This is a genomic window from Photobacterium sp. ABD4_091, from assembly GCF_056160145.1.
In genome coordinates this window covers 179,037-196,462 of sequence record NZ_JBSWWQ010000002.1, presented here as the reverse complement: position 1 = coordinate 196,462, position 17,426 = coordinate 179,037, and the positions used below count along the sequence as shown (strand labels likewise).

Annotated in this window: 14 protein-coding genes and 1 pseudogene; 6 read left to right on the top strand and 9 right to left on the bottom strand. The window is 39.5% G+C overall.

Features of this window, described 5'->3' with window-relative positions; all coding sequences use genetic code 11:
• Positions 1-83 precede the first annotated feature (83 nt).
• Positions 84-2,021: a PTS 2-O-a-mannosyl-D-glycerate transporter subunit IIABC gene (mngA, locus tag ACXAGQ_RS15190; protein ID WP_475254957.1), complete on the bottom strand. Its 1,938-nt coding sequence runs from the start codon at positions 2,019-2,021 to the stop codon at positions 84-86.
• Positions 2,022-2,307: 286 nt separating this feature from the next.
• Between mngA and ACXAGQ_RS15185 the strand changes: the two genes are divergently transcribed.
• The 3 genes from ACXAGQ_RS15185 to mrtJ all read left to right on the top strand — a co-directional run bounded on the left by ACXAGQ_RS15185 (position 2,308) and on the right by mrtJ (position 6,294).
• Positions 2,308-3,030: a GntR family transcriptional regulator gene (locus ACXAGQ_RS15185; RefSeq protein WP_475254956.1), complete on the top strand. Its 723-nt coding sequence runs from the start codon at positions 2,308-2,310 to the stop codon at positions 3,028-3,030.
• A gap of 371 nt (positions 3,031-3,401) precedes the next feature.
• Positions 3,402-5,747 (top strand): choice-of-anchor F family protein, encoded by a 2,346-nt coding sequence (locus tag ACXAGQ_RS15180; RefSeq protein WP_475254955.1) that lies wholly within the window; start codon positions 3,402-3,404, stop codon positions 5,745-5,747.
• A 76-nt stretch (positions 5,748-5,823) separates the two neighbouring features.
• Positions 5,824-6,294 carry a JDVT-CTERM system glutamic-type intramembrane protease MrtJ gene (gene mrtJ / locus ACXAGQ_RS15175; RefSeq protein ID WP_475254954.1) on the top strand — a complete coding sequence of 157 codons (471 nt, stop codon included), beginning with the start codon at positions 5,824-5,826 and terminating at the stop codon, positions 6,292-6,294.
• A gap of 50 nt (positions 6,295-6,344) precedes the next feature.
• On the opposite strand, the gene ACXAGQ_RS15170 is transcribed toward mrtJ, so the two are convergent.
• Positions 6,345-7,043 carry a DUF2202 domain-containing protein gene (locus ACXAGQ_RS15170; RefSeq protein ID WP_475254952.1) on the bottom strand — a complete coding sequence of 233 codons (699 nt, stop codon included), beginning with the start codon at positions 7,041-7,043 and terminating at the stop codon, positions 6,345-6,347.
• A 353-nt stretch (positions 7,044-7,396) separates the two neighbouring features.
• Between ACXAGQ_RS15170 and ACXAGQ_RS15165 the strand changes: the two genes are divergently transcribed.
• The gene (locus tag ACXAGQ_RS15165) at positions 7,397-7,894 is read left to right on the top strand and encodes a hypothetical protein (RefSeq protein ID WP_475254951.1); all 498 of its coding nucleotides are present in this window, start codon (positions 7,397-7,399) and stop codon (positions 7,892-7,894) included.
• A gap of 233 nt (positions 7,895-8,127) precedes the next feature.
• Here the strand turns inward: ACXAGQ_RS15165 and ACXAGQ_RS15160 are convergent, their stop codons facing one another.
• Positions 8,128-8,997: a helix-turn-helix domain-containing protein gene (locus ACXAGQ_RS15160; RefSeq protein ID WP_475254950.1), complete on the bottom strand. Its 870-nt coding sequence runs from the start codon at positions 8,995-8,997 to the stop codon at positions 8,128-8,130.
• Complete coding sequence (locus tag ACXAGQ_RS15155) at positions 8,994-9,947, bottom strand: LysR family transcriptional regulator (protein WP_475254949.1); 954 nt, start codon at positions 9,945-9,947, stop codon at positions 8,994-8,996. The genes ACXAGQ_RS15160 and ACXAGQ_RS15155 overlap by 4 nt, the downstream gene beginning before the upstream one ends.
• 251 nt (positions 9,948-10,198) lie before the next feature.
• Here ACXAGQ_RS15155 and ACXAGQ_RS15150 point away from each other — a divergent pair.
• Together ACXAGQ_RS15150 and ACXAGQ_RS15145 are read left to right on the top strand one after the other, a co-directional pair.
• Positions 10,199-10,812 (top strand): annotated as a pseudogene (locus tag ACXAGQ_RS15150) (GntR family transcriptional regulator); the annotation flags it as partial.
• 19 nt (positions 10,813-10,831) lie between these two features.
• The gene (locus ACXAGQ_RS15145; protein WP_475254948.1) at positions 10,832-11,386 is read left to right on the top strand and encodes a sugar O-acetyltransferase; all 555 of its coding nucleotides are present in this window, start codon (positions 10,832-10,834) and stop codon (positions 11,384-11,386) included.
• 22 nt (positions 11,387-11,408) lie between these two features.
• Here ACXAGQ_RS15145 and ACXAGQ_RS15140 read toward each other — a convergent pair whose 3' ends face one another.
• From ACXAGQ_RS15140 to ACXAGQ_RS15120, 5 genes are all read right to left on the bottom strand, one after another.
• A complete protein-coding gene (locus ACXAGQ_RS15140) occupies positions 11,409-12,275 on the bottom strand; it encodes a hypothetical protein (protein ID WP_475254946.1) in 867 nt (288 codons plus the stop codon).
• 34 nt (positions 12,276-12,309) lie between these two features.
• Positions 12,310-15,090: a fimbria/pilus outer membrane usher protein gene (locus tag ACXAGQ_RS15135; protein WP_475254944.1), complete on the bottom strand. Its 2,781-nt coding sequence runs from the start codon at positions 15,088-15,090 to the stop codon at positions 12,310-12,312.
• 7 nt (positions 15,091-15,097) lie between these two features.
• Positions 15,098-15,805 carry a fimbrial biogenesis chaperone gene (locus ACXAGQ_RS15130; RefSeq protein WP_475254943.1) on the bottom strand — a complete coding sequence of 236 codons (708 nt, stop codon included), beginning with the start codon at positions 15,803-15,805 and terminating at the stop codon, positions 15,098-15,100.
• 50 nt (positions 15,806-15,855) lie between these two features.
• On the bottom strand, positions 15,856-16,431 hold the full coding sequence (locus tag ACXAGQ_RS15125; protein ID WP_475254941.1) for a hypothetical protein: 576 nt from the start codon (positions 16,429-16,431) through the stop codon (positions 15,856-15,858).
• 304 nt (positions 16,432-16,735) lie between these two features.
• Complete coding sequence (locus ACXAGQ_RS15120; protein WP_475254940.1) at positions 16,736-17,404, bottom strand: response regulator transcription factor; 669 nt, start codon at positions 17,402-17,404, stop codon at positions 16,736-16,738.
• Positions 17,405-17,426: the final 22 nt, after the last annotated feature.

Sequence of the window (17,426 nt, the reverse complement as noted above, 5' to 3'; positions counted from 1 at the left end):
GCGCAGATTCCCTGCACCCGATGATTTAGAGTGTTGTCAATAATGTGACGTAAGTTATTCTTTACTTGATGTAATCAGCGGGATTAAGCGTCAGCGGTCACTTTAAATGTGCCCTTTTTTGTCGCATGTGCCCTCCAGCTCACTAGCATCACGGTAGAGATTGCAGCACCAATCAACGCGGCGCCCAACCAGATACCCGCAGCCATGAAGCTACCGATACCCGCATCGTGAAGTAGGAACATTGAGAAGATACCTGCACCCGGAGTTGATAGACCGATACCCGCCGCACCGACGATGGCACCCGTTACCATTGAACCCGCAAGGAATGAGCCGATAACACGGATTGGGTCTTCAATCGCCATTGGAATCGCACCTTCAGTAATACCCGCCAGGCCAAGTAGCCAAGTCGACTTACCGGTTTCGATTTCGAAGTCTTTAAATAGGCGTGGCGCCATCATGGTAGAAGCCGTTACTGTGAAGGCAGATACCATCTTCACCGAACCGAAGATTGCATATGGACCATAAACACCGTTCGCCATTGCACCTAGGCAGAATGCGTAGGCTGCTTTGTTTACCGGGCCACCAAGGTCAAACGATACGAAGATACCGATGATTGCGCCAAGCAGAAGTGCGTTAGAGCCAGACAGGCCGTTTAGCCAATCAGTCAAACCTTGGTTCAGCATGGCTACCGGCTTACCGATAACAAACAGCATCAAGCTACCGACAACAAGCGTACCGATCACAGGGTATAGGTAGAATGTCAGGAAGCCGTTGAACGCAGGGCTAAGACGGATGTTCTCTTTTACCCAGCGCATCACGTAACCGGCGATCAAACCACCGACAACACCACCAAGGAAACCAGAACCAATCATGTTTGCGGCAAGGCCGGCAGCAAAACCAGGGCCCAATGCCGGCTTATCGGCGAGGGAGTATGCGGTGTAGGCTGCAAGTACCGGTACCATCAAGGTGCCAAGCAGGCCACCGCCTAGTTTACGGTACATGTAAAGCCATGAGTTTTCTGTTGCATAAAGCTCTTGCAGGTCAAAAATCTGCGCAATCAAAACAGCAACCGCGAGAACCGTACCACCCGCAACAATAAGAGGAACAGCAAAAGAGATACCGCTTAGCAATGCTTGCTTAAGCTCGGTCTTGAATGGGAGTTTCTTCGGCTTGTCGCTCGTTGCAGCAACACGCTCTTCACTTGTACCATTCTTCGCCGCTTCCATCGCATCGTTCAAGATACGCTCAGCATGACGGATTGGCTCGGCTACAGGTGTTTCTACACGAGGGATACCATTGAAGCGCTCGATTTCTTTTATCGCAACTTCAGCTGCAAAGACAACAGCATCAGCTTTGTTAAGCTGTTCAGCCGTCAAGCGGCCTTCGATACCGTTGGCTCCTTGCTTCTCAACGTGGACATTGATGCCCATTTTCTTGCCGGCTTTCTCAAGGTATTCCGCCGCCATATAAGTGTGAGCAATACCTGCAGGGCAAGCAGTAACACAAACGATAGTTGGGTTGTTTTCATTTGTATTAATGTTGTCTTGTTCTTCCTGCTCACCCGCACCATCGAGTAGAGTCATCAGCTCTTCGGCACTTTGTGCGTTAAGTACCGCTTCACGAACATCATCATCAACTAGTGTCGTGGTTAGCTCAGTCAACAGGTGCATATGGGTTGAACCGGCTTCCGCATTTGGAATGGCAATCAAGAAGACAAGGTTTACATCTTCATCTTCGTCTTCATCAATGCCTTTCCATTTAAGGTCTTGTTTTAGCGTCGCAACTGCAAAACCGGCTTCTTTTACCGCGTCAGTCTTGCCGTGTGGGACAGCTAGGCCTTCACCTAGCGCTGTAGGGCCTTGCTCTTCACGGGCAAATACTGCATCAAGGTAAGCTTGCTTATCATGCAATTTGCCTTGTTGATCCAGTTTGTCTGCCAGAGCATGGATCGCTGCTTCACGACTTTCAAATGTCGTTTGGATTGAAATCAGCGACTTATGGGTAAGGGTAGTCAGTTTCATCGTCGTCCTCTGTACCGTCATCCAGGTGGGCGTGTATCGCCCTTAGTTGTATTAATACAAATATAATACGTATTCTGACAATGTGTTCTGTGATCTCATTCACACAACCTTACAAATAGGTATTATTGTTGTATTAATTTTAGGTTCGGCTTGTATATGACAACTTTGAATGACGCGATAAATACAGGTAAAATACAGGCATTAGCTAACTATAAATGTATAGGGCAAGCTTAAAGCCCTAACTATAAGCGGTAATTAACAGATTTGCCTTCCAGAGGAGAACGATGTGGCACGCCTTCCTATGTATCGTCAGATCGCTGACGCAATAAAGGAAAAGATCCAATCCGGTGAATACAAGCCGGGTGAGGCCTTGCCGACTGAAGCACAACTGCGAGAAGCCTTCTCCGTGAGCCGTGTGACGGTTCGCCAAGCCTTAAAACTACTCGTAGAGCAAAATGTGCTGGAAAGCATCCAAGGAAGTGGGACCTATGTTAGAGAGAACAAGGTCAACTACGACATGTATGAGTACTCGAGCTTCTATGAAAAGCTGAGCCACCTTGATGTCAAAACCCACAGTGAGATCCTTGCCTTCGAGATCACCTCACCCGCCCCTGCGATTGCTGAGGCATTACAGATCACTGAAGAAGACAGGATCTTTTACGTCAAGCGCGTCCGCTTTATTGACGAAAACCCGGTGACCCTTGAAGAGACCTGGATGCCACTTTCGCTATTCCCCGATCTCACGTATGAAGTGATGCAGGGCTCGAAATACGAGTTCATTGAAGGTACCAAGAAAATGGTCATCGACCGAAGTGAGCTGGAAATCATCCCAGTATTGCCGCCACAAGAGGTGGTGAACCAGCTAGGTATACCTGCCGATCAGCCTATCATCGAGAAAATCACCCGAGGTTACTTGGTTGATGGCACGGTTTTCGAGTACAGCCGTAACTACTTCAAATCATCAGATTACAAGTTCACCTTGGTGGCGAAGCGTAACCATCATTATTAAATGACCTTTGCATCAAGTAGAATAACCTCAGCTCTAGTTCATAGTAATATGAACTAGAGCACAAATTCCTATCACAGCTTCCCTGCATATTTCATCCTTGAAAAATTCACTCTCTATGACATAGAAAAGCCCCTTAAAGATCTATGACACTAGTTCCAGAAGGATAGTGTGAGAATGAAGAATAAGTATTTCTAAATACTATTAATTAATCACGAGCGGTTAATATACCCATGCCATCACAGCCCTAATGGCATAAACCAATTCAAAACACTTTCTTTGCTGTCAGTTATAGAGTGGTGAACTGCTTTTTAAAAAAGCAAGTAACCAAGCTGAACTTACATTTTTATGTTGTAGAAGCAAGGAGTTATATCATGGAAAACGACCGCCCCAGAAGTAAATTTAAAATTAAAAGTTTGGCAATATTTATAGTCAGTTCCATGCTAGTCACCGGATATAGTATTGCTAAAGATCCCACCCCAAATTTGTATTTAGACGTACCAGCGCCAATCTTGTCAAAGTGGAATATGGATAACGTTCTAACTATCGACGATACAGTCGATGGTTACAGCGGTGCCACCGCAAAAACCTATATCTACAGCTCTAAAGAAGATGCAGACGCTGCTGAAAATGATGATGAGCATTGGGATACACACAGTGTCGGCTACATCACTTGGGAATTAGACAACGGCAGCGGACGAGCACCAGGAATGCAAGTTCTTAATGATAACCTAGATTACAAGTATCATAATTGCATTATGGCTTCAGGTGAGATGGAACACCCAAGTTTTCCTGACACGATAGTCTCAAAAGCATGCAATGACCCACAAGGCAGTTCCAAACGAGTCTTTCTGCAGTTAACCAAAACGGAAACTCCTGTTGATTTAGTTTTTGACCTTGGTGTAAAAGACATCCGCTATAAAGGATTAGTAGACTCAACCGATAGTGAAGATGATTCCAGTTCTAATGGTGGATCATCTGACAAAGAAAATACGATTGAACAGTTTAGGGAACAATACGGTGTTGGTCGTCTCTACCGAGTAATCCAAAAAGTTCGAAATGATACAGACAAACGGGTAGTCAGTTATAAGTTCGAGCTAGGTACAGGAACCGGAGATCAATTTGAAGCCTTAAGCTTTGAAGAACACGGTGTGGGCTTTGAGATGCAATCGTCTGTGCCTCGTGAGTTTTTTGATGGTCGTACGGGCTCTGCCCCTGATGTAGACGTTTGGAATACGGAACGTTTTGCGACATTCGCTCCTAAGTTATTCGATGATGGTGTGCGACCTCGATTTTCTCCAGGCTTTTTGGATCATAATGCCGCAGGATTTATGAAGCCGGTATACTCCGTAGACGCTCAGTGGAAAGTACAAAACATTGACAGTGGTTTATCGTTGGAAAACGGTATTATTGGTTCGCTTAGCCAGAATTTCTTTAGTGTAAATGACACCCATGGTGCAAATCTTCCATACGATATGCTTGGCTATATGCTTCCAAATAGCCAAGTACCAAGTGTTATCGGCTACTGGCTGGTTAACGACGTTGATGCGGAATCAGAAGGCGTTGTCGCTATCTGGGATGGACACAACTGGCGTTCAGGACGTGCTGGTCTTGATGGTGATCCAGAGACTCTTGGCGATAATTTTGCAATCATCCCTCCGGAGCAACTCACAGAGTGGGCAGATAAGCCCTTAGGACTGGATATCCCCGGTGAAGATCCAAGTGAGTTAATTCGCTATGCGGTGATTCCAAGCGATGACCTTGCGGGGCTTAATACCGATATCTTTATTCACATAGGTGAAAAGCTACTTGATGAGCAAAACCAGCCTATTTTTGAAACGCTAACACTGCGTGTAACGGCCAGATCCGTCGATGATGTTCTCCCTGGTGTACCTGGCAGTGGTTTACCTGAATGGATGCTAGTAGGCAATACTGCTCCAGATCTGTCTATATACGCAACGGTAGAAGATAAACTGGTCGCGTTTAATGATTACGTTACGACTGACGCGCAAACCTCGGTAGAAATCGATGCTCTAGTGAATGACATGATAAATGGGGTACCTGTCGTTCCTGCTGGTACTGAAATATCTATCGTAGAAGAGCCTATCAACGGTAAGGTTGAAATCAGCACTGAAAAGATTATGACTTACACCCCAGCAGATTACTTTACTGGCAATGAAGTTTTCAAATATCAAATCAGTATGGGTGATTCCGCTTCAAACCTAGCCTCTGTTCGAATTGTTGTGAACCCAGAAGTAGTTCTCGGCGCACCAGTTGTAACTAATGATAATGTTATGACGATGCAAGAGACCTCAGTACAAATTGATGTACTTGCCAACGATCAATACGACCCTAATATGCAACATATGCTGCGTTTAAGAATTAACAACATGCCAGTAAATGGTGATGCATATATTAATGAAGACATGGAAATAGTGTTCACTCCAGATGCTGGTTTTAGCGGAATTGAGCAGTTCACATATGTTCTGGAGGAAGATGGGGTTATATCAAACAATGGTGTTGTTACCGTCCGCGTAGATGAGCCTTTTAATGAAGATCCAATATCGGAAGAACCAGTCCCAAATGACGAAAACTCAGGTTCTTCAGGAGGTGGTTGTACTATTGGGGATCCTAATGCGCCATTAGATCCTACGTTACCGCTTCTAATGTCTGTTTCGATAATCGGATTAATCCTTCGCCGTAAACAAAAAATACACTGAAGAAAGTAACGTCTCAACCAAGAGCCTTATAGGCTCTTGGTTTTTAATTAACGTAAGCCAATATGAAGTCCCCATTATGAGTTCATATAACATTCGACTTAGTCTAAAACAGGGGCTTAATGACAAAACACTGCTGGTAACCATTTTTCTTAGTGTTGTTATAGGATTCGGATTTTGGTCTCTGCTTCCGTGTGAAATAATCTCCATTCAGCACAGAACAGCAATGGCCTGGTTCAATACATTACTGATTTATCCAGTGTTTGAGGAGTTGGCATTTAGAGGAACTATTCAAGAGGTACTGTTAAAACTAAATCGCCTAAATGAAGTTAATTATGGCGTGAGCAAAGCAAATCTCATTACTTCTGTTCTTTTTGCAGGCTTTCATATCATATACCAACCAACATTTCTTGTAGTATTAATACTATTCCCATCCCTTGTCTTAGGATTTTTTAAAGAGCGTTACACTTCTATACTTGTACCGATTGGGTTACATATTGTATTCAATCTTGTATTTTTATTTTCTAAGTTAACAAATACCTGCTTATAAGAAAAAACCTCAAGATGAGGTTTTATTTGCTAAATATAATTTAGTAAGAGCTATCGGCCTAGTATTCTATCAACTTCTTCTTGAGGAATAACCTGCGCTTGGTAAGCTCCTTCTCCTATGTATTTTTCAATTTTACTTGCAAAAGCTCTTAAGTGATTTTCAGAGCCATCGATTAGATTTCCGTATAATGAAATAATAACTCGATTATCTGTGTAAACTAAACCGCAGTCATTTGAGTTTTTAATTGAATCTACTTTTTCAATCATTACTTCAGGGCAAGTTTTAATATCTATTATATCGAACTCTTCAATCAAGGCGCCTATATACAAGGCATCTAACTCACTAGTAGCCCCAATGTTAGTAAGATCCTGATATTTAATAGTAAAATATTCACCAAACTCTTCACTTGAGAATACACCGAGATTATCATTTACAACTGGATCCTCGATACTGAATCGCTTTAGAGTATCGCAAACTTTACAAGTATGGCGGCTTTCTGAAGCTGCAATTTTTCCGAAAACATTTGAATTTGGGTAGACCATGCTTAGTTTGATGTAAACATCACGAGCAAGTTTCTCTTCTTCGCGCATAAAAATGAGGTGAAGCTTTTCGTGCTCATCAAGACTTTGACGGAAACGTTCAGAGCTTGGTTTATTTTTGTGAAAGCCACTTGTATCATCATTATAATCAGCATTAGAAAAAAGAGAAATAAACAACAAAGTTGCGAGAGCACTTCTAGGTACATTCATAATAACCATCCAATTTATTTACAAGTGATATTACCTTATATATATTAATACCAATCGATTAAAAAAACTGGCATCAAATCACATTTATAATATTTTAATTACTTATAATTCCCATTATTTTCATATATATAGTGACAAAATCAAGCTGCAACAAGTAGAGAAATAGCCTTGAATAAACATATCAGTTGATATTTAACTTGATGCAAGTCACATAAAATATCATATTCGTGAAATTTAAAAAATAAAGATAATTATATATCACTACCAAATATTATCTCCTTAATGGTATAGCTATTTATACAATCACCATTTAATATTAGTTAGAAAGTGATAAAAACGGAGAGTAATAAATTATGTCAACATTAATAAAACATCAGTTCTGCTTAATTAGCAATAACTTAAAAAAATCTAAAGTAATTAAAAACATAATCAATGATCTTTACCAAAATAATAGTCAATTTTTTGTGCTAAGCGATTTATCTTCGATAAATAACATACGAAATCATATATTACTTATCGATTACCAGACAATCCAGACTAAAGAAGTCATTGAGATCGACACTTCAGTTAACAATAACTATTGGTTTATGATCAACATAGACAAAAGCTGCTTACTCTCATCTGAATTTTGGATTGAAAATGGGTTTTGTGGAGCACTATACGAGAAACAAACAATTATATATTTAGCAAGTGCGTTAAAATGTCTTTTGGAAAGAAGTGAATACTGGTATACAAGAAGAGAACTTACAGATGCTGTGAAAAACCATCAACAGAAACACATTTCAACAAATAGACTCATTGAGGGAAATGTAAGTCAACATCAATTAATAAAACATGAGAAGACTTTATAATCTCTATATGCTCGGTGGCGACACTATCAACAATTTTCACAAAAATATCTTATCAGTATACATACCGCCAAACCCACGTAATGCATATGACAAAGTTTAGCAAGGCTCAGACGAGTTTTTCTTACAGAATATCTAAGGCCTAAATATTTAATTTGAATTATGATGCTGAAATCGTTCTACAGTGATCATATTATATAAGTATACCTTTCAATCACTAAAATAACTGTCTCTAATCAGCCAAAACTACGTTCCTTATTCATTAAATCCTTATTAATACCATTCTCTAATTCAACACTATTGTCAATCATGTTTTGATAGCTCATCAAAATAAAATCTTGTTTTTTTAAGAATAGTGCTTTTATGTAGGGATTTGTAAAAAAGTCTCCTGTATTAAATCTATATGTTACCGCAGCCTCAGTTTTGGAGACAGCAACACCATAAATTGATAATAGAAGATGCTTGATAACAGGAATTGTTGCATGCATTTCAATTATCTGAACATTACATAGATTTTCCAGTTCAGACAGAATACTACTATGTATGTCTGAGTTCATTCCCGCAGCACAAATATAATAGAAAACGCCATCAATCAAACTGTACATAACATGACCTACAAGCATGTTGTCATAGTAGTAGCATTTAACTTTTGCACGCTGTAGGCCCTTCCTTACTAAGAAAGCATCTAATTTATCTTTATGCCTTACAAAGAAAGCATGTCGAATTTGTACTTTAGTGAACTCATCTAACGCCTCCCAATCAAGATCTTGCGTTTTATTAATTATAATCGGATAAATCGTTAAGTGAGGGTCATAAAACATTTCATTTTTTAGTGAGCGTTTAAGAACATTCAATTCTGAATTTGAATAATTATAATCAACATTAAAATACGTTGCGACTCCTACTCGCCTAATTAAAGATGGTAAATTATTACCTTTTTCCCAATTACTAATCATTGGCTGAGTTATATTTTCGAAAAGTTTATGACTTTTTGATAACGAAATAGATAAATCATGCTGAGATAACTTACTGCTAGTTCTCAAATTTCTAAGTAAATTAGGGAAATTTTCACATGATAAACGTAAGTTTCTTTCTTTAATAGTCATAAATTACAGCACTCTTTGTTAATCAAGTTATCAATCAGCGTCTTTAGCCAAATTATCTTTTCATTAGTTCTATTACTCTGCTGATAAAATAATGATGTATATACCCTATCTCCTTCAAAATATTTTACAAACTCATTAACATCTATATTTACTTCCCTAATTTTATTAGAGTCTTGCTCAATAAAATTACCTGCACCTATTAATATAGAATTTGTATTAAAAACTATTTTCTTCAGTAATTCTATGTTATCTGATCTATGTTTAACTTTTAGTTCATAACCTAAAGTTTTTACAATATCACTTGCAATGGGTTTACTATCATTGAAACCTTTCAAAATAGAAACACAAAAATCATATTCGAAAACATCTTTTAGAGTATAATTAAGTTTATTGAATACTGGGTGTTCATTTCTAGCAAAAAGGTAAAACCTGTCCTTTTGAATTCTTTCTAAGTAGATATCTTTGGGAGTAGTTACATAAGAATAGTTCATACCTATATCTATAAAATTAGAGGAAATTGCAGGCAGAGTTTTTTCATCCCAAGTTAAGAAATTGAGCTTTGCATTGGGGGCTTGTGTAGACAGTACTTCTGATAGATTATAGGCAAAATCATTTTGAAAGACTGGTGATAAGGCAATTGATATTTCGTCACTATATGAAGTGGGATCAAAGGTTGAGTTGTTTGTTTTGACTGAACTGATTGAATCTAAAATGTTTGGTACGATTTTAGATAAGTTATGTGCTAAGGGAGTTGGGGATAAACCATTCTTTGATCGAATAAAAATTGCATCATTGTAATAGATTCTTAACTTTTGTAGCGATCTGCTTACCTGTGATTGACTGATGTCCAATTTTTTAGCCGCTACAGATGTGTTTTGAGTTATATAAACAACTTGAAAAATCCTTAAAACATTAAGGTCAATCGAATTATCTCTTCTATCTGTTTCCATGTGTAAATCACTTTGTTTTTTTTGTAAGACTAATTACATGTAATCACCTTGTCTACCACTATTCGATTTTTGAATATTTCATATCCAGATAATGTCTGCTTAAGCCCTTAACGCTAGCAAAAATATACTTGCTAAGTGCATATTAAGTACAGCTTACTTATTTATTAATTAAATACCATTATAAAACCATGCGCATATAATGTTTCTATTGCATAATATACATGAAATCATTCCAACTCAGACAACCAGGTGAAGCCTTCTCCGTGAGCCGTGTGACGGTTCGCCAAGCCTTAAAACTACTCGTAGAGCAAAATGTGCTGGAAAGCATCCAAGGCAGTGGGACCTATGTGAAAGAGAACAAGGTCAACTACGACATGCACGAGTACTCAAGCTTTTATGAAAAGCTGAGCCACCTTGATGTCAAAACACACAGTGAGATCCTTGCCTTTGAAATCACCACACCCGCTCCTGCGATTGCTGAGGCATTACAGATCACTGAAGAAGACAGGATCTTTTACGTCAAGCGCGTCCGCTTTATTGACGAAAACCCGGTGACCCTTGAAGAGACCTGGATGCCACTTTCGCTATTCCCCATCTCACGTATGAAGTGATGCAGGGCTCGAAATACGAGTTCATTGAAGGTACCAAGAAAATGGTCATCGACCGAAGTGAGCTGGAAATCATCCCAGTATTGCCGCCACAAGAGGTGGTGAACCAGCTAGGTATACCTGCCGATCAGCCTATCATCGAGAAAATCACCCGAGGTTACTTGGTTGATGGCACCGTTTTCGAATACAGCCGCAACTACTTCAAATCATCAGACTATAAGTTTACGTTGTTCGCAAAGCGTAATCATCATTACTAATTATTATGCAGTCACCACTATGACCGAATTCGAAAAAATGCTGAAAGGTTTGGATTTCAACGATGAAGATCCAGAGATCCTGGCTATCAGAGCCAATGCCTACCAATTGAAAATGGCCATCAACCAACATCCTGGTGATGCCCCCCGCGACCTGCTTATCCGACTTTTCGCGTCATTCGGCGAAGACAGCCATGTCATGCCGCCCTTTCTCTGCGAGTTCGGCAAAACTATCCATGTCGGCTCCCACACGTTTATTAACATGGGAGCGACCATGCTCGACAATGCCGAAATCCGTATCGGCAACAATGTTCTGATCGGTCCCAACGCCCAGTTCTATACCCCGAGCCACTCGCTCGATTACCAGAGCCGCCGTCGCTGGGAGACCTTTGCCAAACCCATTGTGGTTGAAGATGACGTCTGGATCGGCGGCCATGTCGTGATCTGCCAAGGGGTGACCATCGGTGCCCGTTCGGTGGTGGCCGCCAATGCCACGGTAACCAAGGATGTACCGCCCGACACCCTGGTTGGGGGCTCACCGGCAGCAGTAATCAAGATGCTCAATAGCAACCGATAGAAATAACTATCCTGTGTGCGGTTTATGGCTTGGCAATAACAGATATCGTTAGAACATCTCGATAGCTACCAGCAACCGCATTCTTGGTATTACCCACTTCTACACCAAACGCGATAATACTGGGCGTTCGCGCCGACATTCTGCCTAGTTCAAATCGTAAAGGCTGTTTTGATGCCTTAACCCTTTGCCGATCTACCCATAAATAGTAGGGGATACTTCCTTGTGAATGAGTATGAAGCAAAGCGCCATTCTCAGGCTCTACTTTCAAAACAACATGAGCATTACTCAATACTTCAAAATCAAATTGCCGCTTGCTGCCCGTTTTCAAGTGCCCGAGCATCAGTTGATAATGCGAACCGGCATTATTCATCCAAGGGTAACGTGTACTATCCAACCTAATACTTGCGAAGGGCGTGACAAAATAGTCAATATTCTTGGTCTGAGTAGATATCGCCTTGGTGCTCTTGCCGGAAAATAGCTGCACGTCTATAGACGCACTATACATACCAGCAGAAAGGAATTCCCCCTGTGGAATTTTCAGCCAAAAGTATGTAATTTTCGTAGGGTCTAATTTCAACCTAACACTTTGACTATCCACTAATGGCAAAGGGATCAGGTGTTTGTTGAAAAATTGCAGTGCAACCTTGCCTTGCGGCCCCTTTAGCCAGAATTGCGGTTCAGCTCTGGTCGATATCACGGCAGAATTAGCACACTGATATAAGGAAGGTCCCAACTCAATGTAGGCTTGGATCCATGTCGACTCACCTAATCTAGGCTTAGTCACCGGGTCATCCTCAATAAACCTTATAGTCCAAGATCCTGCACACTCATCGCTTGCATGAGAAATTAGCGGCCAACACAAAAAAAATATCCATAACCACCTTTTCATGTTCATTCTCCACTGTGAAATTACAAATCAATAATTAGAGTGAAATTCGCATCGCTTTCTCATAATCAATTACAAAGCTACTCAAATCAGGAATCCATATTTCTTGCTCTGGATGAATGATATTGCCATCCATCAAATCATTGACACTTACAATATGATCACTCAACGAAAGAGTAAGTCGGTATTTTTCAGCTTTTGAAAAATCAAACCCGTACAATTGTCGAGTTCTTCTGATTTCATCAAAGGTATATCGCCAGATGGAATCACCTGGTTGTACACGTATGACTTTTCCTACGGGTTGTATTTCATCGTGAATTCTGGCATTCCCGCTCTGTTCGCGCGCTTCAATTTCGATGACCTCGGGATCGGGCAAGACGATAGGCTCCAGGTAAACTAGTGGGTTGTCAGTCTCTTCGACACTGAAAGATGCCCGTACTGAAGGGTCCTCTTTATGGTGTATCAAATAGTTACCCGGTTTAATACCCTCCACGACAAACCGACCGTTGCGGTTGGTAAAGGTTGAATATCGACCGTTTTCACCGATGATAACGAAACTTTTTAGGGATACGGGAGATTGGGAACTGTCAAGCAACCGTCCGATGACAGTATAGACAGCATCAGAACCAATATGAATGGCATACCCCGTTAAGCTACCAGGGACAACAGAGTACCAAGGGTTACCGTAGTCTAAACCAGGAGGGGCATCAGGTATATCAACGCTGACAGTATTATTGGTAAATGCACGATTAAACGTCACGATAGCAGGAAGCTCATTGGTTGCAATCGCACTTGGATTATTGCCTTCGTACCCGTTAACTTCAATATCTAACCCATCTAGGGTCTGATGGGCCGAAACAACCGCAAATGGACCGACGGGGTCACTACCTACGCCAAACCGTCCACCGCTATAGCCAACGGTTGTCGATAGATAAACAGAAGCAGCTAATTCATCGCCGTAATAGCTTGACCCATATCTAGAAATATTGGCATTGCCTCGCCACCTGTTTGCAACATAATTAATATTTCCACTATGCCTATCATAATTATCATGATACTCAGTCGAGACTCTGTAGCCCAACCCACCGACACCATAATCACTGGTACGTGAAAAGTCTCCCGCTGCAAGATTACCATCTGTATCATATCTTAAAGATGACGAATACTTTCTGCTTTCGGATAACCAATTCCAACTTACATTCAAATTGACAGAGTATTCATCATCATCGGTGATAGATGCAGAGCTATACTCACCTCGTACACCAACTCTAAAACGGTTTGTACGATCGCCGAAATTATAATTAGCGTATAGATAGTAAGACTGGTAGCGACCGGTATCATCATAATCACTAGAACGAGCACCTAATGAAAAGTCAAAAGACTCTAAAGGATATGCTGAATAATCAATATAAGTACTATAACCATCTTGCTGATTACCAATCAACCACGGAACTGATGAAAACCTATTTTGATATTCATAGCCTACTCTTAAATTTGCAGAACTGCTAATACCACTTCCGATTACTGATTGTTCGTAATCAACAGAACCGATATAACCGTGACTATAAGTATCGTCACTGTAATAGCCATATGTTAATCTGAGTGAAAAATTCCCCAAAAAATTACCCGTTACAGCAGATATACCGAGAAGACCGCCACCATCAGAGACTAACCCGCTGGAACCAAGTGTTAATTCCTCTGTCAATCCATAATTATAATAACCTGAAGCCACATATTCATCTGAATAGCTTATATCTCTTTTATCAAATTCTGATAGAGCACCCAATGACAAACCAAAGTCACTTAACCCAGACTTAAGTAAAGTTGCGTTATAATAACGGGAAAAATAGAGTGTGTCAGTTCGGCCTGACAAATAGTTTATCTCTAAACGAATATCATTATTACCTGAAGATAACGGAAGGTTATTAATATTATACCTTCCTGGTTCTAGCCTATAACGCGTAACATAAATATCATTCACGAAAAAACTTACTTCGGCACTTTCGTTGAGTTGAAAAAATTGACTCCCTGTATTTTGAATATTTCGATCAGGTTGTAAATCGGAAAAGTTTCTATAAACCGAAAATCCACCTAATTCATAATTTGGTAAATGACCAAATGAGGGGCTGGAAACATCGCCTAGAGAATATCGTGCGGGTTGACGGTAACGATCATGGAAAAGAACAATTGGTCCTCTTACAGCATCCCAATCATCCTTGTTCTTATCGTCATCATATGAGTACGCCAAAGAAGTATTAGTCGTCAAATTAACACCGTCAAAGCCTCCCCAATTAAAACCACCCAACCATTGAAAATAGTAAGAATCTGATGAGAGAGATGAATCGCTGTAATCATACTCCAGACTAAAACTTGATATAGCAGAAAAAAATTCACCTTGTGAAGGAGTAGCTCCCACATAGTTATCTTCATTATTCAAATTTCGTATTCTTTCATTACCTCTTTCAATTATAAATGATATTGAAAAGGTACTTGGAACAAAATTTAAAATTAAGCCATGTTCTTTTAAATCATCTAAAGTTATGTCATTTTTATTATATGACCGTGCCCAGGTTATCGCTGTTTCATCAATAAAAGGCGCAATCACATAAAACAAGCTATTTTTGTCAACTGAACAAATTCCATCACCATTCGTTTTTGTTAACACCTCACCTAATTCACGATCATGATAATATAAAGGTAACGGCATCTCAAATGAAGCATTTGAGCAAGAAGGTGCAGATGCAATTGAATAAGAATGACTAAAATAAATTAATAACACTGACACTATTAAACAAAAACAGCTTCTTACCGTCATCATAACACACCTACTTGGCCACTAATGAGTTCAGGTAAACCTTATTTTCTACTTCACTTTCAATCCCTTCCATTTTGAATTCATTAACAATCAATGCCGAACTGGGCATTAAATAACGTTGATTAAATGTATTTTCCATTTCTAACCAGTTGTATATTCTTTTATTTCCATTTACATTAAAATTAAACTTCCAGTCAGCAAGATCAAGCACTCCATCACCCGCATTTTTTATTTTAACCACTTGCTTACCAGAGGCATTATCATTTGAAATTACCGGTAAAGCCTTCGTATTAGGCGTGTTGACTATTACTATAGTAGAAAACCTCATCATGAATTCGACATGACTTTGATTACTATCATCAATATCTAAAGGAAGCTGATCAAAAACAACACGATAGGCTGTGCTTTCTGTCATTTTCGTATTTGGCAAGTACCTTAACCTAAAGGTTTGACTAGATTTTGGTTTTATTATTGATTGAGGAGGCAAAATCAAAAAGTCATCATCCGCAGGTATCAGACTTTCGTTAACTTCATCAATAAATTCAATTCTATATACTGATATTTCTATTGTAGTTTCAACATCATTATCATTGGTCAAAAGGTATGTGCCATAGCTACCACGTCCAGTCATATCCACTTCTTGTAACATTGGCTGTACTTGGTAAGCATAAATAGATGAACAGAATAACATCAATAATAAATAATTAAATAAACGCATTCTGTACCCTCCGATAAGTTGAGGTGGGCTAACCCACCTCATAGTTACAATTACAAGAAACTTGACTCAACATCTATACGGAACTTGGCATTATAAATACCATGAGTCTTTGGCTGTCTATCCACTTTGATATAAAGATCTTTCTTGAAGTCATAATCCCAAATCTTATATGCCTTCAAATCTTTATATCCATCTGTCCAGCCATAGCGTTGATCAAAACTCAAGTCATACCTTGTATCTGAGACATACTTCGAGTTTGGATTTTTGAATTTGCCGTCAGTCAATGGAGATACAGTAACGACAGTTTTTGGTAGATTACATTCAACTTTTAACTGCCCCAACTTTTGTGGCTCTTTTGAGGTTAATTCGACGTAAGTTGCACCACCATGATATTTAGTAAGGCGGCGCTCAGCATAAAATTTCGCTTCACACTTACGAGGAATAAAACCAAGTAACTCGACTTCTTTTTCATATTCAAAGTTAGGGTCTACAACATAGCTTTTCTTCGACCAGTAATCTCCCCCACCTTGACCACCACCTTGACCACCACCACCTTGACCTTTCGCAAATGTGCCCATACTACATGTTAAGGCTATTACTGATAATGCAATTATTGACTTTTTCATAATCAAGCTCCCTGTGCGTTTATCATTAGTACTGCGTTAATTGTGTTTGTATTTCGTACTGCCTTGTTCATTGTTAGAATATGACATTGAGTCAACTAAAACATCGCCATTTGGATTGAAAATATTTATATTTAATGTGTTTTGAGGTTGAAAAAAGAATGAAAGCAAAAGACCGCAATCAACGTGATTATATATCTAGCAAAAAAATATACAGTCGTATAAAGGATAGTGATTAAAAAGAGGAGAAAATGACAAGGTTTAAAGATGAGAAAAGCAGCCTAATTGCATAGGCTGCTATAATAGACTAGTTGGCATATTCATTTTCTTTATAGTCGTTGATAATCAACCCCAACAATTCGGATCTCGAGCTGACTGACAGCTTGGTCAAGATATTGTGGACATGGCTTTTTACCGTGTGGATACTGATGTTTTTCTCTGAGGCTATCTGCTTGTTGTTTAAGCCACTCAACACCAAGCGGCATATATCCTGTTCTTTTGTTGTAAGCTGTGATGTTGAAAATAAGTCATTAATTTTCATATTTTTTTTTATGTATTTTTCTTGATAAAACTGTATAACCAATCGTGTATGACTCTTAGGAATACACATTTGCCCATGCTTTATAGCATTGATTACATTGGCAAAATTGTTTATAAGCTCAAGTATTGAAAGGACGCCAACGAAGCCTTTATCTATCCATAGGATCGTGTCTGTAGCCTTTGCATCATCGATGTTGACTAAGAGCCAGGATCTTTTATCACCCTGAATGTGAAAAATATATTTTTCAACTTCCGTTAAACTTTTATAATCAACAATATATATATTTTCACTTTCTTCTATGGATTCTGATTGATGCATTTCATAAAGTGAGTCATAAACTTGACCATTATAGTCTTGTGGAAGATAGAATATTAGCTGGTTAATTGCCTCTCTTATTTCTTTATTTTTTGTGTATATTTTTATTGCTGGTATCATAGCTTCATCCTTTTATGCCAGT